Origin of the sequence: Nocardia sp. NPDC058058, assembly GCF_042885355.1 — a bacterium.
In the GTDB taxonomy this organism is placed as follows: domain Bacteria; phylum Actinomycetota; class Actinomycetes; order Mycobacteriales; family Mycobacteriaceae; genus Nocardia.
On sequence record NZ_JBHVSA010000006.1, the window covers coordinates 224,776 to 244,268 of the forward strand.

Consider the following 19,493-nt stretch of genomic DNA (forward strand, 5'->3'; position numbering starts at 1 on the left):
GTGGCATTTCGCCACGCCTCCACGTTGTGAAGGGGCAGGAATGCCACGCACCACCCGGATAACCGTCATGCTGTTGTTCGCGGCCTGGGTTGTCGACTACATCGACCGGACCGTGATCAATTTCGCGTTGCCGTCGATCGGCAAGGATCTCGGACTCGACCACACCCAGCAGGGCCTGCTCATCTCGGTGTTCTTCCTGGCGTACGCGATCGTGCAGGTGCCGGGCGGGCTGCTGGCGGACCGCTACGGGGCGCTGAAGGTCGGCACCATCGGGCTGATCGCCTGGTCGATATTCACCGGATTGACCGCCGTGGCATGGTCTTTCGCGGTGCTGCTGGCGATTCGCTTCCTGTTCGGACTGGTGCAGGGCGTGTTCCCGGCGGCCGCGATGAAGGCCCTGGCCGAACGTTCGGTACCGGAGCAGCGCACCACCGCGACCGGCTGGACCAATTCCTCCAACGCGGTCGGCATTCTGGCGGCGGCGGTCATCTCCGGGATTCTGCTGCCGACGGTGGGATGGCGAATCATGTTCGCGCTCATCTCCGTTCTCGGCGTGGCCGTGATCATCGCGTGGCGCCGGTGGATGCCGGAACCGCTGCCGCAGGACGCCACCCAGGAGAACGAGGAACTGTCGGCGGCCGAACGACGCGCGGTGCTGTTCTCCCCCGCGCTGCTCGGCTACGCCGCCATCTTCTTCGGCTATGACGTGCTGGTCTGGGGCGTCACCGCGTGGACGCCGACCTTTCTCCAGGAGGAGCGCGGGGTCTCGATGACCCTGGTCGCGGTCGCGGCGGTGCCGTCGACCTTGGCCGCGGGGGCCGGGGTGGTGCTGGGCGCGCGGTTCTCCGATCGGCTGGGCGGGCGACCCCGGGTAATCGTGGTGCCCGCGATGGCCTTCACCGCGGTCATGCTGTTCGTACTGCCGCGCACGCAGCCGTTTCCGCTGTTCGTGGTGGTCGGCACCGTGATGAGTCTGGCGGCCGGGCTGGCGTTCATGCCCGCGTTCTCGGTGCCGTTGCGCGCGTTGCGCAGCGCGTATATGGGCGCGGCCAGTGGTGTGATTATTTTCGGCGGTCAGGTGGCGGGCGTGCTCAGCCCGCTGCTGTTCGGGGTGGTGACCGACCACGTGTCCTACACAACGGCTTTCGAGATGATGGCCATCGGTCCGCTGCTGAGCATTGTGGCGGCGTCGCTGGTCCCGCAGACCGCGGACGAGTTCCGGGCGAAGGTGGCCCGGCGCGCGCCCGCGGTCGAACCGACGAAGGAGAGTCTCCCGTGACCACCACCGATTCCGCTGTCGCACAGTCGAAATCCGAGCACTGGCAGCAGGTCTACCGGCAGTTGCACCAGCATCCGGAACTGTCCGGCCAGGAGCACGGCACCGCGAGTCTGGTGGCCGAGGAACTGCGGGCGCTCGATGGCTGGGAGGTGACCCCGGGCGTCGGCGGCACCGGCGTGGTCGGCGTCCTACAGGGTGGCCCGGGACCGGTGGTGTGGCTGCGCGCGGATATGGACGGCCTGCCCGTGCAGGAGGACACCGGACTCGAATACGCCTCGCGCACAGCGGGAGTCATGCACGCCTGCGGACACGATTCCCATGTGGCGGCGCTGCTCGGCGCGTGCGCGCAGCTGTCCCAGGATCGGCCCGCCGGAACGGTGGTGGCGATCTTCCAGCCCGCCGAGGAGACCGGGGCGGGCGCGCGGCGCATGGTGGATGATGGCGTGCTGGACCGCTTTCCGAAGCCGGGCATCGTGCTCGGTCAGCATGTCGCGCCGCTGCCCGCCGGGCTGGCGATCAGCAAGAGCGGGCCGTTCATGGCGGCCTCGGACTCGATCCGAGTGCTGTTCACCGGGCGCGGCGGGCACGGTTCGCAACCGCATCTGACGGTGGATCCGATCGTCATGGCGGCCTCGTTCGTGGTGCGCATGCAGGCGATGACCGCCCGGCAGGCTGCGGTGCCCGCGGGTCCGGTGCTGACCGCGGGTTCGCTGCACGCGGGCACCCGCCCCAACATCACCCCGGAAACCGCCGAATTGCTGCTCACTTTGCGGACTTTCAGCGATTCCTCGCGCACCGGCATGCTGGCGGATCTGCGCCGATTGGCCGCGGCGGAGGCCGAGGCGTCCGGTGCGCCGGTCCCGCCGGAGTTCACCGCGTACGACCCGTTCCCGGTGACGATCAATACCGAGGGCGCCACCGAGCGCATCATGCAGACGCTCACCGACGGCGGGGTCCCGGTCATGCCGATGACCCATCCGCTCACCGGCAGTGAGGATTTCGGGCTGTTCGGCACCGCGGCGCAGTGCCCGTCGGTGTTCTGGCATATCGGCGGTATCGACGCGGCCAAGTTCACCGCGGAAGATCAGGCGCTCATGCTCGCCGAGCACACCATTCCCGCGCGCTTCCCGTCCAACCACTCGCCGAAGTTCGCCCCGGACCCGGTGCAGACACTGCCCGCGATGATCACGGCCATGGTGGTCGCGGCGCGCTCGGAACTCGCCCGCGCGTAGTCCACACGGGGGGTGTGCAGGACCGGGTGTCGCGTGGTCGGCGCGGGTCGTCCCACCCGGTCCTGTTTCCGCGCGCGTACGCGGCGGTGGATCAGGCTGCGCGGGTGGCGCTTTCGGCGCGTCCGGCGGTGGCGGCCGCGCGGGTGACGGTGGGCAGGAGCAGGGACATCAGGGTCATGTCGATGGGCAGGCGGGCCAGGTCGAGACGGTTGTGCACGAAGCCGACCGAGAGGCCGGAGTCGGGATCCGCCCAGCCGCCGGAACCGCCGAGGCCCATGTGGCCGAGGCCGCGCGGGGCTCCGACCGTGGGGAAGGGGTGGTAGCCGAGGTGCCAGAAGGTGAGGCGGTTCGGGTCCGGGCTGGTGTTGGTGGAGCGGATCAGGGCGCGGGCGGTGCGCGATGAGATCAGGCGGGTGTCGCCGCAGCTGCCGTCATTGGCCAGGGTGGCGTAGACGCTCGCGATCGCGTCGGCGGTGAATACGCCGGTGGCCGCACCGTTTTCGGAATAGGACAGCTCCGGAATCGGCCCGCGCATGGCCTCTTCGCCGCCGGTGAAGTGCATGGAGCTGATCGCCTTGCCCACCAGCGGGACTCGGACCGCCGCGAGGGTGATCGGTTTGCCCAGACGGCTTCCGGTGGCATTGAGGCTGGGGCCGACCAGATCCGCGACCGGGGTGCCATCGGACGGGCGGCCCAGGTGCAGGCCCGTAATGCCCAGCGGGTCGGCCAGTTCCGTGCGATAGAGCTCCGCCATGCTCTGCCCGGTGACGGCGCGGCACAGGCCGCCGAGCAGCCAGCCGAACGTCACCGCGTGATAGACGGGCAGGCCGCGGGTCCAATCCGGGGTGGCCGCCGCCAGTCGCCGCTCCATCAGCACGTGATCGAGCACATCGCCGGGTTCGCGCACGACGCGGCGCAGATCCGAGAGGCCCGCACGGTGCGCGAGGACATCGCGCACGGTGATGGAATGCTTTCCGCCCGCGGCGAATTCGGGCCAGTACTCGGCGACGGGCGCGTCGTAGTCGAGCAATCCGCGATCAGCCAGCCGGTGCACCACCAGCGAGGTGATGCCCTTGGTGGTGGAGAAGGTCAGCGCGGTGGTGTCCGCCTCCCACGGGATTTCGCCCGCGGCGTCGGCGGTGCCGGTCCAGATCCGCACCACCGGTTCACCTCTCAGGTGCACCGAGAGCGCACCGCCGGTGCGGACGTAGTGGGTGAACAGGCGGGCGAACGCGCGGACGGGGGCGGCGAAGCGCGGGTCCGCGCTACCGCGGATTCCCTCGGGCAGAGTCGGCATGGCGGTCGGAGTCAGCATGGCGGGCAACCTCATTGTCGGGCCGGAACTACTGGTCGAAAGTGATGTGCAGGTCGTCGGATTCGGGCAGGGTCTGGCAGGCCAGGGTCAATCCCATGGCGAGTTCCTCGTCGATGAGGGCCTCGTTCATCAGCATGCGCGTCCGACCCCTCTCCACGCGACAGACACAGGTACCGCAGGCGGATTCCCGGCAGACGTACGGTGCGTCGATACCGTGCTCGAGCAGCACATCCAGCAGTTTGCGGCCACGCGGCCACGCGAGTTGATGTGTCTGCCCGTCGATATCGACCCGCACGGCGGCGGTATCCGCGCCCGGTGCCGCGGCGGATGCGATCGCCGATGTGACCGCGATCGTTGCCGCCGGTGCGGGTGCGGGTGCGGGTCGCTCGAACGGGTTCTCCGTCAGCGAGCGGTATTCCTCCTGGCGGATGACGCGCTCGGATATCCGCAATTGTGCCAGGGCTTGCCGGGTAACCATAGTGAACCCGGAGGGCCCGCAGAGGTAGACCTCATAGCCCCGATAGGGCTTGGCCAATCCCGCCAACCCCCGGGCGGTGGGCAGGCCGCGCTCGGATTCCAGCCAGTGCAGCACGGTGAGCCTGCGTGGATACCGCTGTGTCAGCTGCCGCAGCTGTTCGGCGAAGATGACCGAGGACCGATCCCGATTGGCGTACAGCAGTGTGATTTTCGATCGGCCCAGCAACAACGCCGATTTGAGAATCGACATGACGGGCGTGATCCCGCTGCCCGCCGCGCACAGCAGCAGATCCCGATTCCAGTTGCGCGGCACGAAGTTTCCGGCCGGTTCGAGGACGGTGACGATCGATCCGGCCGCGATATTGTCACAGAGCCAGTTCGAGGCGTAGCCGCCCGGCGTGCGCTTGATCGTCACCGCCGGGCGGTCACCGCAGTGCGGGCTGCTGGAGAGCGAATAGCAGCGCGCCACCGATCCGGTGCGGTCGCTGGGCACCTGAATGGTCAGGAATTGTCCAGGGGAATAGGCGAATCGGCGGCCGAGATCCTCCGGGATATCGAAGACCAGCGAGACCGCCTCGGCGGTCTCGCTGACTACCTCGCGCACCTTGATCCGGTGGGCGCGTGCGTTCATCCGGCTCTCCCCGAGCCGGCGGCGACTTCGGGCGGCACCTCGTATCCGATCCGGTTCAGCAGCCACGCGCCCGCCGATTCGATGCGCTCCATCGAAATCGGCTGGGTCATCCGGCGATTGACACCGGGCGCGATGCGCAGCATGAAATACCCGAGCCACGCCTCGGTGCGCACCGGCACCACCGCCAGATCGAAGCGCACCGCGCGCACGACGGCTCGCGCCACCAGATCCGGGCTCATCAGCGAGAACGGCAGCCGCTCCGCGAAATCCTGTACCTGCCTGGCGATTTCCTTACCCCGCTGTACCAGCGCCGGATCGACGCCCACGGTGATGGCGTGGTCGCCGATATTGGTGTTGATCACGCCCGGGCAGATGGCGCTCACGCCGACTCCTTTCGGCGCGAGTTCCAGGCGCAGGCATTCGGTGAGCATCTTCACCCCGGCCTTGGAGACCGAGTAGGCCGACATGACCGGGGTCGGGGTGAACGCGGCCGCCGAGGCGATATTGACGATATGCCCGCGTTTGCCCTCCTCGATCATCTGCTGCCCGAAGGCACGGCAGCCGTAGACGACGCCGAGCAGATTGACCCCGAGCTGGCGTTCCCAATCCTCGGGCTCCAGATCGAGAAACGCTCCGCTGACCAGGATTCCGGCATTGTTGACCAGCACATCGGGCACCCCGAGATCGGCGTGCACATCGCGGGCGAAGGCCTGCCAGGCCGCCGGATCGGTCACATCCAGCTGCATGGCGACGGCCCGGCGGCCCTGCGCCTGAATCTTGGCGACCGTGGCCAGCGCCGCGTCCTTGTCGATATCGGAGACCACGACCTGCGCACCACCCCGCGCGAAGCGCAGCGCGACCGCCCGCCCGATACCGCTGCCCGCACCGGTGACCACGACCAGGCGCGGCCGGATGTCATTGAGTTTCACGAGACCTCCTCGGATCGGACCGCCACAGCCGCCGGATGCGGTGCGCCCGTGCTGTACCGGTACACGTCGAGATCGAAATGCCGGTTCTGCCAATACATCTCGCCGTGCGTGGACGGCCGGAACGGGGAATCGCCCTTGTTGTCGATGTAGTAGGTGTTCGAGCCCGCGCACACGGGGGTGAACAGGAAGTTCTTCTCCTGCCGTTTCAGACACCGCTCGAAGTACTCGTCGTGCACGTCCTGCCGGATCTCGATCTCGGTCGCGCCCCGGCGTTTCGCCTCCGCGATGGCGCGGCTCAGATGTGCGGCGGTGGCCTCGATCATCCAGATGTAGGAGCCGAGCACGAAGCCGTATGGGCCGGTGACGGTGAAGGCATTCGGGAAGCCGGGCACCGAAACACCCTGGTACGACTGGTATCTGCGCTCGTCCCAGAATCGCTCCAGATCCAGCCCGTGCCGCCCGCGCACCGGGAAGGGCGGGATCGCGCCCCTGTCCCAGAGCTTGAAACCGGTGGCGCAGATGAGCACATCGATCTCGTGCTCGGTGCCGTCCGCGGTGATCACGCCGCGTTCGGTGATGCGCTCGATGGAATCGGTGACCAGGCTGACGTCGGAGCGGTTGAATGTCTTCAGGTAGTCGTTGGACATGGACGGCCGCTTGCAGCCGAGCCCGTATCGCGGGGTGAGCTTGTCCCGCAACACCGGATCGTCGACCTGCCGCCGCATCCACCGGCGGATCGGCCCCTCCGCCAGCCGCCGCCCGGATTCGGTGAGCCAGGGCGGGCCGACCACCATGCCGCTCATGGCCAGCTCGGTGCCGAGATTCCCGGCGACCCGCAGTGCGGAGCGAATCCGCTTGCGGCCCAGTATCTGCCGGCCGAGCGCACCGACCTCGGCATCGTTCTTCGGGAACACCCAGATGGGGGTGCGCTGGAAGACCGTCAGATGTCCGGTCTCCTCGACGATCGCCGGGATCAATTGCAGCGCGGTCGCGCCGGTGCCGATCACCGCCACCCGTTTACCGCGCAGCGCGACATCGTGATCCCACATGGCGGTGTGCAGCAGGGTGCCGCCGAAGTCGTTCAGCCCCTGGATATCCGGCATCTTGGGCCGTTCCAGGCCGCCGATGGCCAGCACGATATGCCGTGCGGTGAGCTCGCGCCCGCCGTCGGTGCGCAATCGCCACAGACTGTGCCGGTCATCGAATTCCGCCGCCACGACGGTGGTGCTCAACCGCAGTTTGGCCCGCAGTCCGTACTTGTCGACCATGCTCTCGGCGTAGTCGCGGAGTTCGCTGCCGGGCGCGAAGACGCGCGACCAGTCGCCGCGCTGTTCGTAGGAGAAGCTGTAGATGAACGAGGGAATGTCCACCGCCACACCGGGATAGGTGTTGGCATGCCAGGTGCCGCCGACCCGATCCCATTTGTCGACGATGATGAAATCGTGAATGCCTTTGCGCTGTAACGCGATACCGGTGCCGATGCCGCCGAAACCGGCCCCGACCACGATGACCTCGTGATCGGGACGAGTTCGGTCCGGCGCACCCTTGTCGCCGAAGGTGTCCATATGTATTCCTCAGCCGATGCGATCGACGAGTTCGCCTTGCGCGCCGAATAATTCGACGCGCCAGCGCTCGAGCAGCTCGCTCGTGTCGATATCGTCGGGATGGAAGCCCGGCCGCATGTACGGCCGCATCTCCAGCAGCAGGCCCTTCACGATCGGCCCGCGGACCAGCCGCACCGTCTGCCGGGCCACCTTGATGGGCCGCCAGCTGCGCGGATCACTCAGGATCGAGGCGAACACCCCGAGCCCGACGACCGGAATGGTGAGGGCGTAACTGCCCGCCATCAGACCGATGCGCACGGCTTCCGAGCCGCCGGTGGCGCGATAGACGTCGAAGGCGACGGACTTGTGCTCGAGCTCCTCGAAGGCGTGCCAGTTCAACAGGTTCAGCACTTCGGGGTCGCCCGGGAGAGCCTGGATCTCCGGCGTTCCGAGCACGCGGTGCGCCAGCGTCGCGGTGTAGTGCTCGGCCAGCGCGGTGACCGCCAGATGCACCTGCCGCGGCACCATGTTCTCGACCGCGATGAGCGCGCGCTCGCGGGCCGCACCGGGTTCGAAGGTGAAGACCCGCACGATCGGGAAACCGAGCCGGATGAGCTGATCGTTGAGCACGCGATGCTGCTGCCCGTGTACGGCTTCTTGGCCGATGAACCCGGCCACCCGCTTCTTGAGCACGGGATCGGTGATCTCACCGGAGAATTTGCGCACCGAGCGAATGAAGGATTCCTCGCCGGGCGGGAAGACCGCCGAGAGCACGGCGATCAGATGGGTGAGCGGGATATCGCCCTCGGCGAAGATGTGCGTCATCGGTTCGGGCTGACCGAACCGGAATCGCATGCGCCGGACCTTGGGATAGGGGGTGAGGGACTTGGCGTCCTGACCGATCGTCATTGGCCGGTCCTTTCTCAATGGAGTTGTGTTTACTTCAGGTGATCGACAAGCACGCCGTCAGCGCCGAAAAGCTCTGTCTGCCAGTGCTTCAGCAGGGCGGTGGTATCGATGTCGTCGGGATGGAAACCGGGCCGCATGTACTTGGCCAGCTCGGCCATGAGACCGCGGAAGATGGGTCCGCGGAACAGCTCGTACGCCTCGCGGGCGACCCGCACCGGCTGTCGGCGCGCGACCGGATCGCGGGCCAGCGCGTAGGCGAGGCTGCCGAAGGTGAACGGGAGCGTGACGGCGTACAGCCCGGCCATCACCCCGATGCGCACACCCTCGGTGCCGCCCGCCGCGCGGAAGGCGTCGAAGGCGACCGATTTGTGTTCCAGCTCCTCCAGCGCATGCCAGTTGAGCAGATTCCAGAACTCGGGTTCGGCTGGGATGGACTGGATTTCGTCGCTGGAGAGCACGCGTTCGGCCAGTACCGCAGTGTAGTGCTCGGCCGCGGCGGTGGCGGCCAGATGCACCAGATCGGAGAAGCGCTCCTCGATGGCGAGCATGCGGGTGTGCGCCCGCTCGGTATCGATCCATTCGATGGGATAACCCATTTCGACGAGTTTGCGATTGAGCTGCCGGTGCTCCTGGCCGTGCGTGGCCTCCTGGCCGACGAATCCGGCGATGCGCTTCTTCAGCAGTGGATCGGTGATGCGGTCGGCCACGCGGCGGACCGAGCGGATGAAGGATTCCTCACCGGGCGGGAAACCGCCGGAGAGTCCGGCGACGAAGTGGCTGAAGACCATATCGCCGTCGACGAAGTACTTATCGTTCGAATCATGTTGGTCGAAGCGGAATTTGATCCGCCTGGCCTTCGGATAGGTGCCTGCTACGGGGGCAAGTGTCATCTCGACCATCCTTGGTGCAACACAGAGTACCTAGTACTGAGTGTTCGATGTGATGCCAGTGTAGGATTGTCCCAGACAGCTAGCAAGGGGTGCGCCGTAACGGATCGAATTAGAATCTGCCGCATGGCTTCCGATCCGCCGCGCGATCCCCTGCCCGAGATCCCGCGCGGTCCGGCGGCCGTGCTCAAAGGCGCCGGCATGCTCAAAGGCGACGCCAGACATGACCGCTGGCATACGCACCGGGCACTGGTGCGCGCCGAACTCATCGAGGCCACCATTCGCGCCATCGACGCGCACGGACCCGATCTGTCCATCGACGATGTGGTGAAAACCGCCGGGATACCGCGCCCCAAGCTCTATCGGTTCTTCGGCGACAAGGTGGAACTGCTGGCGGCGGTGAGCGGGCGGGTACAGGAATTGATCGTGGAGCGGGTGACGCCGCTGTTCGATCCGGCCGCCTCCGCGCGCGAGGCGATTCGCACCGCGCTGACGGCCTATATCGATCTGGTTTCCGAGCGGCCCAACCTGTTTCGGTTCATTGTCAGCTCGCATGTGGTGGCGGCGTTCGGGGCGGCACGACTGATCGAGGACGGACGGCCGCTCTCGGACGGGGTCGCGGAATTCCTCTCCGATGTGCTGCGCGGGCGCGGAGCGGACGGCGAACACACCCAGTTCGTGGTGGACGCGCTACTGGGCGCGGTCGGGCTCGGAGTGCTGCGCTGGCTCAACGATCCCGTCATCGACGGTAAGGAACTGGCCGAGCAACTCAGCCACTTCGCCTGGGGCGCACTGTCTTCCACCGCGGAGTCGCGCGGTCTGGTGCTGGATCCGGACGAGCCGCTGCTCAGCTGAGCCGGTCCGGCCGTCAGCTCACGAAACGCTCGACCATGCGGCGCTCGCTCGCGGCGTCGGCGAGCGGCCAGCACAGCAGCGACAGCACCACGCGCACAATCCACTGCGCCGCTTCGTCATCGGGCGCGATACCGGTGAGCACGGTCGCGATCCGGCCCAATTCCGGTGAGGTGGCGAAGACCTCATCGGTGCCACCCGCACGGTCCGCGAACCAGCGCGCCATGGTCGGATCCGAGCGCACCGCCATCACCGAGGCGAGAATCGCCTCCACGATGCGGCGCGAACCCTCGTAGCGCCGCACCGCCGCCGCGACCCGTTCGGCCACCGCCACAGCGGAATTCGCCATCACCGCGTCGATCAGCGCGGGCTTGCCCCTGAAGTGCCGGTACAGGGTGGCCCGGGAACATCCGGCGGCCGCCGCCACATCGTCCATGCCGACCCGGTCGAAACCCTTGGCCAGGAACAATTCCCGCGCCACCGCGACGATCCGGTCACTGGCGATCGAGCGGCGGACGCCGCCCGCCAGCCAGTCCACGCGTGGTTCGGCCATCTCAGCCTCGCGATCCATCGGCGGTCCCGGCCATTTCCCGGCGCACGGTGGTGGTGATCTGCGCGGTGGTCAGGATCATGGCGACCAGGAAATCCACCAGCTGAGCGCGATCGATATCCAGATCACCGCGCAGCCATTCGGAGACCAGTTCCAGACCGCCGTGCGAAATGGTGCGCGCGGCCAGTTCGGCCTGGATACCGGTCACCGCGTCCTCGCCCAGCAGTTCGCGGCCCTGATCCAGCATGATGCCGCCCAGCAGGGCGACGAATTCGGCGCGGCGGCGGCGCAATTCGCCGGTGGTCTGGAGTTCGATGAAGATGGCGCGGCGGACCGGATGGTCGGCGACCGCGGCGATGCCCGCCTCCACCACCGCGCGTAATCGCACTCGGGTATCGGCCGGTTCGGTGGCGATGACGGCGATCAATTCCGTCATGACGGCGGCGAGTTCGGCTTCCATCAGCTCGAAGAGCAGTTGGTCGGTATCGGTGTAGCTCTCGTAGAAGTAGCGGTCATTGAGACCCGCGCGAGCACTCAGCGCCCGCACCTTGAGCCCGGCCAGACCCTGTTCGGCAATGGTCGCGAGGGCAGTCTCGCGCAATTTCGCCCGGCGCTGCCGCATGCGTTCCTCGGCGCTGAGTCCGGCGTATCGCCCGCGATCCGCTACCACGCCACACCCGCCGTCCGAGATTTCACCGCGATTTTGGTGAAGACTATCACCAAACTTGCTGGTGACAGGCTTCTCCCCGGTCGAAACCGCCTCCCAGCAGGGCTGAATGCATGAGAGAAATTCTCTCGAGTCTTGTCACACCCGCCCGTCTGGTGGAGACTATTGCCAGATATCTGGTGAGGAAGTTCACCAGAATTGCGAAGGAGCTGCCCGATGACGCGCACTCGACCCTCGACCATTCCGACCCGGCACCCCGACGACCCGGCCGCGGTGCCGGTACTGGGTCCGGTGGCCAAGCTCATGCGCATGCGGCCGCCCGACGATGCGGAATGGACCGCCATGGGCGAGGCCCTGACCATCGGGGACCGGCCGATGGACGAGCTGGTGGAGTGGATGTACACGGCCGGGATGGGCAAGGTGCGGCCGCTGTTCGATCAGGCGCTCGCGCACGGTATCGACAATGTGCCGGACGCACCGGAACCGTTGCGCGCCTTCTTCACCCAGGTGGAGAATCCGCCGGCCTGGGTGGACTGGAAGCGAATCGAGCTGGGCGAGCGCATCTTCCAGGCCGCCGGACTGGACGGCATCTACCTCGCGCGTGATGTGCCGTTCCTCGGCGGATTCGTCGCCTCCGGCATCAATCGCACGCTGCTGCTCACCAATACCGGTAAGAGCGGTGCGACGGGCGGCGGTCAGCGCTTCGCCGAAACCATGAAGTGGGCCCTGGATGTCATCTCCGATGGCGGAATGCGGCCCGGCGGCAAGGGATTCCGCTCCACCCTGCATGTGCGGCTGATCCACACCTTCGTGCGACGGCACGTGGCGAAGCTGCCGGAGTGGAACGCCACGGAATGGGGCGTGCCGGTCAATCAGACGGATATGGCGGTCACCATGCTCGGCGCGCTCTACGCACCCGCGCTCACCGGGATGATGATGGGCAATGTCTTCACGCCCAGGGAACTCGATGCCATCGTGCACCTCACCCGCTATGTCGGCTGGGTCATGGGGATCGAGGAACGCTATCTGCCCAATGGATTCCTGGACGCCACCAAACAGCTGTATCACTACCTGAGCGTGCTCACCGCGCCCGACGACAGCAGTATGGAATTGGCCCGGCCCATGGCCGAGGACCCGTTGAACTGGCACTACTCGACGCTCCCGGCACTGCGCCGCAGAATCGCCTGGGCACAGCATCTTTCGATCAGCACGGCCTTCCTGGGCCGGGGCCGGATGCGCCAGCTCGGCCTGCCCGGCTATATGCCGCCCTGGTATCCGGTGGTGAAGTTCCCGGTCAATGTGGCGCGGTCCGGCGTCGGGATTCTGGTGCCCGGCTGGCGCAACCGCCAGGCTCGCGCGGGACTGCGCGCGCAGCGGTCGTTCATGCAGACCCTGATCGGCCCGAAGGAGGGAACCATCGGCGGGTCGGTCGATTACATCGGTCACGCGGCCTGAATCGCGGTTGCGTGCGCGCGCTGGCAGTATCACCAGCGCGCCCCGCGCGAAGTTAACCGCCCATCGAAGGAAATGCGTCAATGAGCCTGCCGCCCATCCTGTCCGAACGCCTGCGGCTGCCCGCCGTCGCGTCGCCCATGTTCATCGTCTCCGGGCCGGAGCTCGTGATCGCGCAATCCCGCGCGGGCGTGGTGGGTTCGTTCCCATCGCTGAACGCCCGGCCGCAAGCGCAGTTCCGCGAGTGGTTGATCCAGATCAACGAGGCATTGGCCAAGCATGACGCGGAGCATCCGGAACAGCCGTCCGCGCCGTACGCGGTGAATCTGATCGTGCACAAGAGCAATGACCGGCTGGAGGAAGACCTGGCCACGGTCGTCGAATTCCAGGTGCCGATCGTCATCACCTCGCTCGGCGCGCGCCCGGATGTGAACGAGGCAGTGCACTCCTACGGCGGCATCGTGCTGCACGATGTGATCAATGACGTGTTCGCGCACAAGGCCGTCGAGCGGGGTGCGGACGGACTCATCGCCGTGGCCGCCGGTGCGGGCGGGCATGCGGGCGCGCAATCGCCGTTCGCGCTCATCCAGGAGATTCGCGCCTGGTTCGACGGACCGCTGTTGCTCTCGGGCGCCATCGCGCACGGGCGTTCCATCCTGGCCGCCCAGGCGGCGGGCGCGGATCTGGCGTACATCGGCTCGGCGTTCATCGCCACCGAGGAGGCCAATGCCGTCGACGGCTACAAGCAGATGATCGCCGACTCCTCAGCCGCCGACATCGTCTACTCCAACCTGTTCACCGGCGTGCACGGAAACTACCTGCGCCCCAGCATTTCCGCCGCCGGTCTGGACCCGGACAACCTCGGCCACGCCGACCCGTCCGCCATGGACTTCGGCACCGGCGACTCCCCCACCGCGGGCCCCAAGCCCTGGCGGGACATCTGGGGCTCGGGCCAGGGCATCGCCGCCGTCGACGCCGTGGTCCCCACCGCAGACCTGGTGGACCGGCTGGCTCGCGAATACGCCGCGGCTAAGGCCCGACTGGCCCACCTCTGACACGCTCGTCATCCCGGCATGCTTTTGGCCGGGATCCACACGGGCAGCGCATCAGCTTAAGGTGTGGATCCCGGCCAAAAGCGCGCCGGGATGACGGGGTATTGCGCCCGAATCAGCTTTCCGCGGAAGTCGTTTCGTTGAGCGCGATGATCGGGAGCCGCAGTGCGGCGGGGGCGGTCGGGGGGACCACTGGGCTGTGCGGTGTGATTGGGGTGAGGCGCTCGTACGGAGCACCGAGGGCGGGGCGCGGGTCGGGCTCATTCTTGTTGGGCCACAGCGATGTTGCGCGTTCGGCCTGGGCGGTGATGGTGAGGGAGGGGTTCACGCCGAGGTTGGCGGAGATGGTGGAGCCGTCGATGATGTGCAGGCCCGGATGGCCGTAGAGGCGGTGGTAGGGGTCGACCACGCCGGTGTCGGGGGAATCTCCGATGGCGCAGCCGCCGAGGAAGTGACCGGTCATGGGGATGTTGAAAATGCTGCTGGTGGCCGAACCCGTCGGGAAGCCATTGATTTTGGCGGCGACGCGATGGGCGACCTCGTGGCCGGAGGGGACCCAGGTCGGGTTGGGGTCGCCTTCGCCCTGGGTGGTCGTCATGCGGCGGCCGAAGAGGCCGCGCTTGGTGACCGTGGTGATCGAATTGTCGACCGATTGCATGACCAGCAGGCCGATCATCTCCTCGGACCAACGACGCGGATTGTGCATCTTCGCGAGATCGCGCCGGTTCCTTGCCAATTCGCGAAGCCAGCGCCGGCCGCGCGGCGGTTCGCCGCTGACCATGGCGGTGGTCATCAGGGCGAGCACATTGCTGCCCCTGCCGTAGCGGACCGGTTCGATATGGGTGTCGGCATCGGGGTGGATGGACGAGGTGATCGCCACGCCCTTGGTGAAGTCGCTATCGCGATCGCGGCTCCGAACAGACAGCAGCTCTTCGGAATTGGTGCGGGACAGATACCCGAGCCGGGGCGAGATATGCGGTAGCGAGCCCCGATCGCGCAGTCGGTGCAGCAGCCGCTGGGTGCCGAGTGACGCGGCCGCGAAAATCACCTGCTCGGCGGTGAATTCACGGCGCTGCTTGCGAATTCGGCGGCCGGTGCGCACCGTCTCGATGGCATAGCCGCCACCGGACAGCGGGCGCACATCGGTCACGGTGGTGAGCGGATGCACCGCGGCACCGGCCTTTTCGGCCAGGTACAGGTAGTTCTTGACCAGCGTGTTCTTGGCATTGTGCCGGCAGCCCGTCATACATTCACCGCAGTGCGTGCAGGTCCGGCGGTCGGGGCCGACGCCACCGAAGAACGGGTCCGGCACATCCTCACCCGGGCGACGGCCGGGTCCGCCGAAGAAGACGCCGACGGGGGTGCGCTGATAGGTGTCGCCGATGCCCATATCGTCGGCGACCTCGCGCAGTACCCGGTCCGCGGGCGTGGTGGCCGGATTGGTTGTCACGCCGAGCATGCGGGTGGCCTGGTCGTAGTGCGGGGCGAGTTCGGCTTTCCAGTCGGTGATATGCCCCCACTGCCGGTCCGCGTAGAACTTGTCCGGCGGCTGATAGAGCGTATTGGCGTACACCAGCGAGCCGCCGCCCACGCCCGCACCGCTCATGATGAAGGTGTCCTTCAACAGCGTCAGGCGCTGAATTCCGAAGCAGCCCAGGGCCGGGGCCCACAGGAACTGTCGCGCACGCCAAGAGGTCTTGGCGAATTCGTGGTCCTCGAACCGCCGTCCGGCCTCCAGCACGCCGACGCGATAACCCTTCTCGGTCAGGCGCAGGGCGCTGACACTGCCGCCGAAACCGGAGCCGATGACAATCACGTCGTAGTCGAAGCGCATGCCGGAAACGCTACGACCAGCGATGATGTCGGCGAGAATGCGCGGCGGCCAAGAAATCCACAGTTTCGGACATACTTGGGGCATGAGCACGCTCGAGCAGCCGGAGGTCCGCACCTGGAATTTTCCGCGCGGCACCGCCAGCGTCGCGGTGATGACCGAATTCGCGGCCGAGCACGGGGTGCCGCTCGCGCGCATGCTGGCCGAGACCGGAGTGAGCGTGGCACAGCTCGGCGATCCCGACGCGCAGATCTCCGCCGAGGCCGAACTCGCGGTGGTGCGCAATCTGGTGCGCGAGGTCACCGATGTGCCCACGCTGGGCGTCGAGGTGGGGCGGCGCTACCGAATCAGCACGTTCGGCATCTTCGGCTACGCGTGTGTCACCAGTCCCACACTGCGCGAGGCGATTTCACTGGCGCTGCGCTACTACCGGCTCGGCTTCGCGTTCTGCACGCCGATCGTGGAATCGCGCCCGCACGAGGTGATCACCTGGATTCACCACGACACCATCCCGGCCGATGTGCAGCAGTTCCTGGTGGAGCGCGATATCGTCGCCATGCATCGGGTGATGAGTGATCTGCTGGGTGCGCGCGTCGATTTCAGCAGCGCCGAATTCTGCTATCCCGCAACGGATCAGATCGATCGCATGACCGCCCTGTTCGGGGTGCGCCCGCGCTTCGATCGCGCGCACACCATTTTCGGCATCGATCCGGATCTGCTGACCCGCCCACTCCCCCAGGCCAATCAACCCACCTGGGCGGTATGCGTGGCGCAGTGCCGGGATCTGCTGCACCGGCGCAGCGCCCGCACCGGTATCGCCGCCGAGGTGCGGGACCGGCTGTTACCGGGTTCGGGCACAACGGGTTTCAGCACACCGCCCAATCTGGACGCGGTGGCCCGCGATCTCAATCTCAGCACCCGGACGCTGCGCCGCCATCTGGTGGCGGCGGGCACCTCCTATCGCGCGCTGCTGGATGAGGTGCGCCAGGCGCTGGCGGAGGAAATGCTCACCGCCACACCGCTATCCGTCGATGACATAGCGATCCGGCTCGGCTATGCCGAAGCGACGCCGTTCATTCACGCGTTCAAGCGCTGGACCGGCACCACCCCGGCCGCGCATCGCCGCGCGCACCGCCGCGATTGAATCCCCGCCCACCGCCACGAGCGGCCGGATCCGCCTGTCGGATACCCGATCGGCGACCGAACACCCGCATCCGGAATCACCGCGATTTCAACACTGGTTCCCGACCGTTCCCAGCCTCATAGTGCAGGTCTGCGGCCCAGAGGGGGTCCATCCGCAGTGTGTTTTGGAGGCAGGTCGTGACAAGTTCTCATCCCGCGCCGGAGTCATCCGGCGCCCGATCGTCGTGGTTGGGCGCCCTAGGGCGGCTCGGCGCCGACTGGTGGTCCGTGATCGTGGCGGGCGTGGCCACCGTGCTCGCCATTTTCGATGCCCTGCCCAAGATTCCGTGGTGACGGCATGAGCGATACCGCGATCACCGCGAACACCACCTCCGGCGAATTCGATGAGACCCTCGACAACGGGCCGCTCACGCTGAACCGGCTGCTGTCCTATCTGCCCGGCATCGCACTGCTGATCGGCGTCGGCGTGCTCGGCAAGTACGCGCAGATCTGGTGGAATTCCCTTGCCAAGCACCAGCATTGGACCGTGCCCGATATCGAGTACGTGCTGTGGGCAATCCTGATCGGCCTGCTGATCACCAATACCGTCGGCCTGCACCGGATCTTCCGGCCGGGCGTGGGGACCTACGAGTTCTGGCTCAAGATCGGCATCGTTGCGCTGGGCTCGCGCTTCCTGCTCGGCGATGTGGCCAAGCTCGGCGGCACCAGCTTCCTGCAGATCCTGGTCGATATGACGGTCTCGGGCGGAATCATCCTGCTGGTGGCGCGACTGCTCGGCCTGTCCGGCAAGCTCGGGTCGCTGCTGGCCATCGGCACCGCCATCTGCGGTGTGTCCGCGATCATCGCCGGTAAGGGCGCGATCCGGGCACGCAATTCCGATGTCAGCTATGCCATCGCCGCGATTCTGGCGCTGGGCGCGGTCGCGCTGTTCGCGCTGCCCCCGCTGGGTCACGCCATCGGGCTCAGCGATCACGAGTTCGGGCTGTGGGCCGGTCTGGCCGTTGACAATACGGCCGAGACCACGGCCACCGGCTACCTGTACTCCGATACCGCGGGCAAGGTCGCGGTGCTGGTGAAGTCCACCCGCAACGCGCTCATCGGCTTCGTGGTGCTGGGTTTCGCGGCCTACTGGGCCTCACGTGGGCAGGCCGACGCCATCGCGCCGGGCGTGCGCGCCAAGGCCGCGTTCGTGTGGGAGAAGTTCCCGAAGTTCGTGCTCGGCTTCCTGGCGGTGTCCGCGGTGGCGACCGCGCACTGGCTGACCAAGCAGCAGACCACGAATCTCGCCAACCTGTCGCGCTGGGCGTTCCTGCTCACCTTCGCGGGCGTCGGGCTCAATGTGAACATTCGCGAACTGGCGCGGACCGGCTGGCGGCCACTGGTGGTCGCCATCGTCGGACTCGTCACCGTCGCGGTGGTGTCACTGGGCCTGGTGCTGTTCACTTCTCGCGTGTTGCATTGGAGCATCGGGGTCTGACCGCGCACCGGGAAATACGAATCGGGTTGTCACACGGCATGTGTGGCAACCCGATTCGTTTGTCCGCCTACTCGACTACGCGCCGCGCTTCAGGACGGCCGCACCCGATTCGGCGAAGCGGTCCGCCAGGAAACTCAGCGCCGGACGCGCGAAAGACAGTGCGCCGGTGATGTGTTCGCGGCGGGGCATGGACAGCATGGTGACATCCACCCCGAGCGCCTTCCACTGCTCCGCCAGCCGCACGGCCTGCGGATACGGGATGATCTGCTCGGCGGTGCCGCCCGCCACCAGCACCGGGGTGGCCGGTGCGATCGCGCCGAGCTTGTTCTCCAGCAGGCGCGCTCGCACCTCGGGCACCTCGAACGGCATCCGGTAGCAGTAGGTGGAGACCTTCGTCGGCACGACCAGACCCAGGCCGATACCGGCTACCGCGGCGGGAATCGCGTGCGTGCGGCGCAGGATGGCGGCCAGCGCGCGGCCCGCGGGCTTGAGGTATTGCAGCACATCGAGTTCCGGGTACGCGGCGTCGAGTCCGAGCACGCCGTAGAACAGCAGGAAGGCGTACGGGGTGCCGTCCAGGAACTTGATCATGTCGACCAGGTCGGCCGGGGCGGAACCCACCACGCCGCCCGCGAGCGGCAGATCCGGGGCGTAGGAGGGCTGCAATTGCAGTGCCCAGCCCGCGGCGCAGCCGCCCTCGGAATAGCCGTAGATGCCCAGTGGGCCGTTCGGATCCAGGCCCGCGGCGGTCAGGCGGCGCGCGGCGCGCATGCTGTCCAGTACGGCCGGGCCGAGCGAGCGGCCCATGACGTACGGGTGCGTGCCCGGATTGCCCAGTCCCGGATAGTCGGTGATGGCCAGCGCCCAGCCGCGACGCAGCGCGGCGGTGATGAAGAGCGATTCGTATTCCAGGCCGAACCGGAACTGCCAGGAAGCGGCGGCGACCTTGTCCGCCAGGCCCTGGGTGCCGACCGCGTAGCCGATCAGCGGCCGCGAGCCCGGACCGCGCCACGGTTCGCGCGGTACCAGCACGGTGCCGGTGACCTGCGTCGGATCGCCGGAACCGGTGGTCGTGGTGTAGTTGATGCGCCAGGCACGGGCGGGCAGTCGCACCCCGGGCAGCAGGTACGCCGTCATCGGCTCCGCCGCCAGCACTCGCCCGGGACCCAGCCCGTCGTATGCCTCGGTGGAGCCTCCGGCACCGACCGCCGCCTCGTCGAAGCGGTTGGTGAACGCAGTCATCGTCGCCTGCCTTTCGAACACAAA

The 19,493-nt window shown here is 67.3% G+C and carries 18 protein-coding genes; 8 read left to right on the forward strand and 10 right to left on the reverse strand.

The window, feature by feature from the left end:
- Nucleotides 1-40 precede the first annotated feature (40 nt).
- Together ACFVUS_RS41905 and ACFVUS_RS41910 are read left to right on the forward strand one after the other, a co-directional pair.
- Nucleotides 41-1,279 carry an MFS transporter gene (locus tag ACFVUS_RS41905; RefSeq protein WP_387780484.1) on the forward strand — a complete coding sequence of 413 codons (1,239 nt, stop codon included), beginning with the start codon at nucleotides 41-43 and terminating at the stop codon, nucleotides 1,277-1,279.
- Entirely contained in the window at nucleotides 1,276-2,511 is a 1,236-nt protein-coding gene (locus tag ACFVUS_RS41910) for an amidohydrolase (protein ID WP_387780487.1), read from the forward strand. The genes ACFVUS_RS41905 and ACFVUS_RS41910 overlap by 4 nt, the downstream gene beginning before the upstream one ends.
- 91 nt (nucleotides 2,512-2,602) lie before the next feature.
- Here ACFVUS_RS41910 and ACFVUS_RS41915 read toward each other — a convergent pair whose 3' ends face one another.
- From ACFVUS_RS41915 to ACFVUS_RS41940, 6 genes are read right to left on the reverse strand one after another with little or no spacing between them, the layout of a single operon-like run.
- A complete protein-coding gene (locus ACFVUS_RS41915; protein ID WP_387780490.1) occupies nucleotides 2,603-3,826 on the reverse strand; it encodes a serine hydrolase domain-containing protein in 1,224 nt (407 codons plus the stop codon).
- 28 nt (nucleotides 3,827-3,854) lie between these two features.
- Nucleotides 3,855-4,934, reverse strand: coding sequence for a 2Fe-2S iron-sulfur cluster-binding protein (locus ACFVUS_RS41920; RefSeq protein WP_387780493.1), 1,080 nt, complete (start codon nucleotides 4,932-4,934; stop codon nucleotides 3,855-3,857).
- Complete coding sequence (locus ACFVUS_RS41925; protein WP_387780496.1) at nucleotides 4,931-5,863, reverse strand: SDR family NAD(P)-dependent oxidoreductase; 933 nt, start codon at nucleotides 5,861-5,863, stop codon at nucleotides 4,931-4,933. The genes ACFVUS_RS41920 and ACFVUS_RS41925 overlap by 4 nt, the downstream gene beginning before the upstream one ends.
- The gene (locus tag ACFVUS_RS41930) at nucleotides 5,860-7,428 is read right to left on the reverse strand and encodes a flavin-containing monooxygenase (protein WP_387780499.1); all 1,569 of its coding nucleotides are present in this window, start codon (nucleotides 7,426-7,428) and stop codon (nucleotides 5,860-5,862) included. Before ACFVUS_RS41930 ends, ACFVUS_RS41925 begins: the two co-directional genes overlap by 4 nt.
- 9 nt (nucleotides 7,429-7,437) lie before the next feature.
- Entirely contained in the window at nucleotides 7,438-8,316 is an 879-nt protein-coding gene (locus ACFVUS_RS41935; protein ID WP_387780502.1) for a metal-dependent hydrolase, read from the reverse strand.
- A gap of 29 nt (nucleotides 8,317-8,345) precedes the next feature.
- Nucleotides 8,346-9,206: a metal-dependent hydrolase gene (locus tag ACFVUS_RS41940; RefSeq protein ID WP_387780505.1), complete on the reverse strand. Its 861-nt coding sequence runs from the start codon at nucleotides 9,204-9,206 to the stop codon at nucleotides 8,346-8,348.
- Between the two features lie 198 nt (nucleotides 9,207-9,404).
- Here ACFVUS_RS41940 and ACFVUS_RS41945 point away from each other — a divergent pair, with 198 nt between their 5' ends.
- Nucleotides 9,405-10,058 (forward strand): TetR/AcrR family transcriptional regulator, encoded by a 654-nt coding sequence (locus tag ACFVUS_RS41945; protein ID WP_387780789.1) that lies wholly within the window; start codon nucleotides 9,405-9,407, stop codon nucleotides 10,056-10,058.
- Between the two features lie 13 nt (nucleotides 10,059-10,071).
- On the opposite strand, the gene ACFVUS_RS41950 is transcribed toward ACFVUS_RS41945, so the two are convergent.
- Together ACFVUS_RS41950 and ACFVUS_RS41955 are read right to left on the reverse strand one after the other, a co-directional pair.
- Nucleotides 10,072-10,626, reverse strand: coding sequence for a TetR/AcrR family transcriptional regulator (locus ACFVUS_RS41950; RefSeq protein ID WP_387780508.1), 555 nt, complete (start codon nucleotides 10,624-10,626; stop codon nucleotides 10,072-10,074).
- On the reverse strand, nucleotides 10,610-11,275 hold the full coding sequence (locus ACFVUS_RS41955) for a TetR/AcrR family transcriptional regulator (RefSeq protein WP_387780511.1): 666 nt from the start codon (nucleotides 11,273-11,275) through the stop codon (nucleotides 10,610-10,612). The genes ACFVUS_RS41950 and ACFVUS_RS41955 overlap by 17 nt, the downstream gene beginning before the upstream one ends.
- Before the next feature lie 213 nt (nucleotides 11,276-11,488).
- Here ACFVUS_RS41955 and ACFVUS_RS41960 point away from each other — a divergent pair, with 213 nt between their 5' ends.
- Together ACFVUS_RS41960 and ACFVUS_RS41965 are read left to right on the forward strand one after the other, a co-directional pair.
- Nucleotides 11,489-12,727, forward strand: coding sequence for an oxygenase MpaB family protein (locus ACFVUS_RS41960; RefSeq protein ID WP_387780514.1), 1,239 nt, complete (start codon nucleotides 11,489-11,491; stop codon nucleotides 12,725-12,727).
- 80 nt (nucleotides 12,728-12,807) lie between these two features.
- A complete protein-coding gene (locus ACFVUS_RS41965) occupies nucleotides 12,808-13,779 on the forward strand; it encodes an NAD(P)H-dependent flavin oxidoreductase (protein WP_387780516.1) in 972 nt (323 codons plus the stop codon).
- A 112-nt stretch (nucleotides 13,780-13,891) separates the two neighbouring features.
- Here ACFVUS_RS41965 and ACFVUS_RS41970 read toward each other — a convergent pair whose 3' ends face one another.
- Nucleotides 13,892-15,610, reverse strand: coding sequence for a GMC oxidoreductase (locus ACFVUS_RS41970; RefSeq protein WP_387780519.1), 1,719 nt, complete (start codon nucleotides 15,608-15,610; stop codon nucleotides 13,892-13,894).
- A gap of 82 nt (nucleotides 15,611-15,692) precedes the next feature.
- Between ACFVUS_RS41970 and ACFVUS_RS41975 the strand changes: the two genes are divergently transcribed.
- The 3 genes from ACFVUS_RS41975 (at nucleotide 15,693) to ACFVUS_RS41985 (ending at nucleotide 18,227) form a co-directional block, all read left to right on the forward strand.
- A complete protein-coding gene (locus ACFVUS_RS41975) occupies nucleotides 15,693-16,751 on the forward strand; it encodes an AraC family transcriptional regulator (protein WP_387780522.1) in 1,059 nt (352 codons plus the stop codon).
- Nucleotides 16,752-16,927: 176 nt separating this feature from the next.
- The gene (locus ACFVUS_RS41980) at nucleotides 16,928-17,083 is read left to right on the forward strand and encodes a hypothetical protein (RefSeq protein WP_387780525.1); all 156 of its coding nucleotides are present in this window, start codon (nucleotides 16,928-16,930) and stop codon (nucleotides 17,081-17,083) included.
- A gap of 4 nt (nucleotides 17,084-17,087) precedes the next feature.
- Nucleotides 17,088-18,227 carry a YeiH family protein gene (locus ACFVUS_RS41985; RefSeq protein WP_387780526.1) on the forward strand — a complete coding sequence of 380 codons (1,140 nt, stop codon included), beginning with the start codon at nucleotides 17,088-17,090 and terminating at the stop codon, nucleotides 18,225-18,227.
- A gap of 75 nt (nucleotides 18,228-18,302) precedes the next feature.
- Here ACFVUS_RS41985 and ACFVUS_RS41990 read toward each other — a convergent pair whose 3' ends face one another.
- Nucleotides 18,303-19,469 (reverse strand): lipase family protein, encoded by a 1,167-nt coding sequence (locus ACFVUS_RS41990; RefSeq protein WP_387780529.1) that lies wholly within the window; start codon nucleotides 19,467-19,469, stop codon nucleotides 18,303-18,305.
- Between the last annotated feature and the right edge of the window lie 24 nt (nucleotides 19,470-19,493).

Coding starts and splice junctions, on each gene's coding strand:
- ACFVUS_RS41930 (WP_387780499.1), bottom strand. CDS start 7,428: ATGGACACCTTCGGCGACAAGGGTGCGCCGGACCGAACTCGTCCCGAT.
- ACFVUS_RS41920 (WP_387780493.1), bottom strand. CDS start 4,934: ATGAACGCACGCGCCCACCGGATCAAGGTGCGCGAGGTAGTCAGCGAG.
- ACFVUS_RS41950 (WP_387780508.1), bottom strand. CDS start 10,626: ATGGATCGCGAGGCTGAGATGGCCGAACCACGCGTGGACTGGCTGGCG.
- ACFVUS_RS41970 (WP_387780519.1), bottom strand. CDS start 15,610: ATGCGCTTCGACTACGACGTGATTGTCATCGGCTCCGGTTTCGGCGGC.
- ACFVUS_RS41990 (WP_387780529.1), bottom strand. CDS start 19,469: ATGACTGCGTTCACCAACCGCTTCGACGAGGCGGCGGTCGGTGCCGGA.
- ACFVUS_RS41965 (WP_387780516.1), top strand. CDS start 12,808: ATGAGCCTGCCGCCCATCCTGTCCGAACGCCTGCGGCTGCCCGCCGTC.
- ACFVUS_RS41960 (WP_387780514.1), top strand. CDS start 11,489: ATGACGCGCACTCGACCCTCGACCATTCCGACCCGGCACCCCGACGAC.
- ACFVUS_RS41975 (WP_387780522.1), top strand. CDS start 15,693: ATGAGCACGCTCGAGCAGCCGGAGGTCCGCACCTGGAATTTTCCGCGC.
- ACFVUS_RS41915 (WP_387780490.1), bottom strand. CDS start 3,826: ATGCTGACTCCGACCGCCATGCCGACTCTGCCCGAGGGAATCCGCGGT.
- ACFVUS_RS41985 (WP_387780526.1), top strand. CDS start 17,088: ATGAGCGATACCGCGATCACCGCGAACACCACCTCCGGCGAATTCGAT.
- ACFVUS_RS41935 (WP_387780502.1), bottom strand. CDS start 8,316: ATGACGATCGGTCAGGACGCCAAGTCCCTCACCCCCTATCCCAAGGTC.
- ACFVUS_RS41905 (WP_387780484.1), top strand. CDS start 41: ATGCCACGCACCACCCGGATAACCGTCATGCTGTTGTTCGCGGCCTGG.
- ACFVUS_RS41945 (WP_387780789.1), top strand. CDS start 9,405: ATGCTCAAAGGCGACGCCAGACATGACCGCTGGCATACGCACCGGGCA.
- ACFVUS_RS41940 (WP_387780505.1), bottom strand. CDS start 9,206: ATGACACTTGCCCCCGTAGCAGGCACCTATCCGAAGGCCAGGCGGATC.